Source organism: Roseisolibacter sp. H3M3-2 (assembly GCF_029211165.1).
Taxonomy (GTDB): domain Bacteria; phylum Gemmatimonadota; class Gemmatimonadetes; order Gemmatimonadales; family Gemmatimonadaceae; genus Roseisolibacter.
In genome coordinates this window covers 1-3,756 of the sequence record NZ_JARGEK010000424.1, presented here as the reverse complement: position 1 = coordinate 3,756, position 3,756 = coordinate 1, and the positions used below count along the sequence as shown (strand labels likewise).

The 3,756-nt window shown below is 77.5% G+C and carries 3 protein-coding genes; all 3 read right to left on the bottom strand.

Annotation, left to right across the window (positions count from 1 at the left end):
- Positions 1 to 70: 70 nt before the first annotated feature.
- Positions 71 to 850, bottom strand: coding sequence for a DUF1206 domain-containing protein (locus tag PYV61_RS22320; protein ID WP_275835830.1), 780 nt, complete (start codon positions 848 to 850; stop codon positions 71 to 73).
- Positions 851 to 939: 89 nt separating this feature from the next.
- Positions 940 to 2,505 (bottom strand): helicase HerA-like domain-containing protein, encoded by a 1,566-nt coding sequence (locus PYV61_RS22315; protein ID WP_275835828.1) that lies wholly within the window; start codon positions 2,503 to 2,505, stop codon positions 940 to 942.
- A 17-nt stretch (positions 2,506 to 2,522) separates the two neighbouring features.
- Positions 2,523 to 3,756 (bottom strand): ATP-binding protein (locus PYV61_RS22310; protein WP_275835826.1); only part of this gene is annotated, 1,234 nt, incomplete at its 5' end.

Genomic DNA, 3,756 nt, shown 5'->3' with positions numbered 1-3,756 from the left:
GGCCCGCCCCCCGCCCGCGCCGCACGGGTTGGTCGGCGGCGCCACCGCGCCCGGCGCGACGGCGCGCGCGTCAGCGAGGCCCGGGCGTCGGCTCGGGCTCCAGGCGCACGCGCCGCCAGCGCGCCTTGGCGAACTGGTAGCCGCCGTACGCCACGCACCCCGCCGCGACCACGCCCACGACGAACGGCCCCGCCGGCGCGTCGGCCAGCGTGTCGAGCGCGTCGCCGAGGCCGTTGACGCGGCGCGGCTCGCCGGTCCACGCGGCGCGCACGAGCAGCCCGCCGCACAGCACGAACAGCACCGCGCGCGCCGCCAGCCCGACGCGCGCCAGCCGCACGATCACGCGCACGACGCCCTTGGAGACGCGCCGCCGTTCGAGGTCGCCGCTCAGCGGGCGCGCGCCCGACCGCCAGGCGAGGTAGCCGCCGACGCCCACGACCGCGAGCCCCGCGGCGCCGAGCAGCGGGCGCCCCGCCGGGAGCGCGAGCAGCCGCGCGGCCCACAGCTCGCTGGCCGCCGCCGCGTCGGCGAGCCCGTCGGCGAGCAGGCGCACGGCGAGCGCCGCGAGCCCCGCGTACACGAGCCCCACCACCGCGTCGGCGACGCGCGCCACCGCGCCGCGCCACCCGCGCTCCGCCTCGGGCGCGCGCAGCGCCGCGACGAACGACAGCACGGAGTAGCCGACCAGCCCCACCGTGAGCGCGCCGATGAGCAGGCGCCCCATCGGCAGCCCCGCGAGCAGGCGGATCACGTCGGACGAGCCGCGCGCGCGCTCGGTGAGCCCGACCGCGACGAACAGCCCCGTGCCGCCGACCAGGAGGTAGACGACGCCCTTGGCGACGTAGCCGATGCGCGTCAGCCACTCCAGCCAGCGCGGGTGCCGCGCCGCCGTCGCGCGGACGCGGCGCCCGAGCTTCAGGCGGTCGCCGGCCCGGCGCCTCAGCGCCGGCGCCGCCGCGCCGGGGTGCCGAGGAGCGCGCCCATGATCCCGCGCGTGATCGCCCCGGCGACGGTGCGCGTGACCGGCGAGTTGAAGATCTGCTCCAGCGTCGACTTCTCCGCCTTCGGCGCGCGCCCGCGCGGCGCCGGCGGGCGCGCCGGCACGGCCGCCGCGTCGTCGGCCGCCTCCGCCTCCTCCTGCGCCGCCACCGCGCGCGCGGCCGACTCGGCGCGCTCGGTGAGCATCTCGCGCGCGCTCACCCGGTCCACCGCCTGCGCGTACTCCTGCACCTGCTTCGACGCCGCGAGGCGCTGCCGCATCTCGTCGTCGGTGAGGGGGCCCATGCGCGACGACGGCGGCACCATGCGCGTGGCGAACGGCGGCGTCGGCGCGCCGGTCGGCGAGAGCACCGTCACCAGCGCCTCGCCGATGCCGAGCGTCGTCAGCGTCTCCTCGACGTCGTAGAACGCCGTCTTGGGGAAGGTGCGCGCGGCGGCCCGCAGCGCCTTCTCGTCGTCGGGCGTGAACGCGCGCAGCGCGTGCTGCACGCGGTTGCCGAGCTGCCCGAGGATGTCGGCCGGGATGTCCTTCGGGCTCTGCGTCACGAAGAACACGCCGACGCCCTTCGAGCGCACGAGGCGCACGACGCGCTCGATCTGCTCCTTGAAGTCCTTGCTCGCCCCCTCGAACAGCAGGTGCGCCTCGTCGAAGAAGAAGACCAGCTTCGGCTTGTCGAGGTCCCCCGCCTCCGGCAGCTCGTTGTAGAGCGTGGCGAGCATCCACATCATGAACGTCGAGAACAGCGCCGGCCGGTCCTGCGTGTCCTTGAGCTCCAGCACCGAGATCAGCCCGCGCCCGTCGCGCTCCGTCTGCAGCAGGTCCCCGAGGTCGAACTCGGGCTCGCCGAAGAACTTGTCCGCGCCCTGCTGCTCCAGCTCCACCAGCTCGCGCAGCAGCACGCCGACCGTCTGCTTGCTCATCCCGCCGTACGCCGCCAGCTCGGCGGCGCCGTCGCCCGTCAGGTACTGCAGCACGGCGCGCAGGTCCGACAGGTCGAGCAGCAGCAGCCCCTTGTCGTCGCAGTACTTGAACACGAGCGCGAGCACGCTGCTCTGCGTCTCGTTGAGGCCGAGCACCTTGGCGAGGAGCAGCGGGCCGAAGCTCGACACCGTCGCGCGAAGCTGCGCGCCGTACGCGCCGGTGAGGCTCAGGAACTCGACCGGGAAGGCGGTGGGCGTCCACCGGTAGCCGGTCTCGGTCGCGCGCTGCGTCACGCGCGCCCCCGGCTCGCCCGGCGCGCCGACGCCCGACATGTCCCCCTTCACGTCGGCCAGGAACACCGGCACGCCGGCCGCCGAGAGCTGCTCGGCGACCAGCTGCAGCGTCTTCGTCTTCCCCGTGCCGGTGGCGCCGGCGATCAGGCCGTGGCGGTTCATCATGGCCAGCGGGATGCCGACGGTGGGCTCGGGGTGCGCCTCGCCGCCGTGCACGCACGCGCCGAGCGCGACGCGGGCGCCCTCGACCTTGAAGGCGGCGCGCGCCGCCTCGACGACCTTCTGATCCATGGGGGACGATCCTCTCCTCAGTCGGTGGGCGGCGCGGGCGCGGCTGCGCCCGGTGCGTCCGCGAGGGGCATCGTATCCGGCGCGGGGGGATCCCGCCACTCCGCGGCCGGCAGCTCGAGCACGAACGCCGCGCCCCCCTCGGCCGACGCCTCGTAGCGCAGCGCGCCCCCCTGCGCCTCGGCGATCCCGCGCGCAATCGACAGGCCGAGCCCCGTGCCGCGCACGTCGGGGGGCGTCCCCGGCGGGCGGTAGAACGCCTCGAAGATCCGCGCGCGTTCGGCGGCGGGGACGCCCGGCCCCGCGTCGATCACCGCCACCCGCACCACGCCGCCGGCGCGCGCCGCGCGCACCGTCACCGGCGACGCCGGGGGCGCGTACTTGGCGGCGTTCTCCAGGAGGTTCACCAGCGCGCGCACCGTGTGCGCGAGGTCGAAGCGCGCCGCCAGCAGCTCGTCGGGGAGGTCGATGCGCACCTCGCGCCCGGCCAGCGGCCCCGCCGCGCGCTGCAGCGCCGCGCCGACCAGCTCGTCCGCCGTGTCGATGCGGACGTCGAGCGGCAGCGCCCCCGCCTGCAGCCGCGACAGGTCGAGCAGGTCGCCCACCAGCGCATCCATGCGGTCGGCCTCCGCCTCCACCACCGCGGCGCGCGACGGGTCGCCGCCGCGCGCGATCTCGTGCGCGATCCCCTTGATCGTCGTCAGCGGCGTGCGCAGGTCGTGCGAGACCGCCGTCAGCAGCGCGCCGCGCAGCGCCTCCACGCGCCGCTCCCCCTCCGCGCGCTCGGCCTCCTCGACGAGGCGCAGCCGCTCGACGCCGAGCGCCGCGTACTGCAGCAGCGCCGCCAGCACGCGCGCGATCTCCTGCAGCAGCGGCGCGGGCGCCCCGACGCGGTGCAGCACCCCCGCCACCCGGTCGCGCACCGGCAGCGGGCGCGGGAGCGCGCGCGGCGGCGGGCCGTCCGCCTCCATCGCCCACCGCACCGCGGTCGACGCGCGCGCGGGGTCGTCGGCCGGGGCGTAGCGCGCGCTGCCGCCGTCCAGCTCGACCACGCTGCGCCCGGTCTCGGCGGCCCACGCCAGCAGCCGCTCGGGGTCGGGGTGGAAGGGCGCGCGCGCGTCGGGGGGCGCGGTGCTGGGCGCGTCGCGCGGCGCCTCGACCTCCGCGCGCGCCACGCCCACCAGCGCGCCCGAGGCGTCGACGCGGTGGATCTCGCAGCGCGTCGCGCCGGCGGCGGCGCGCACCGCCTCGGGC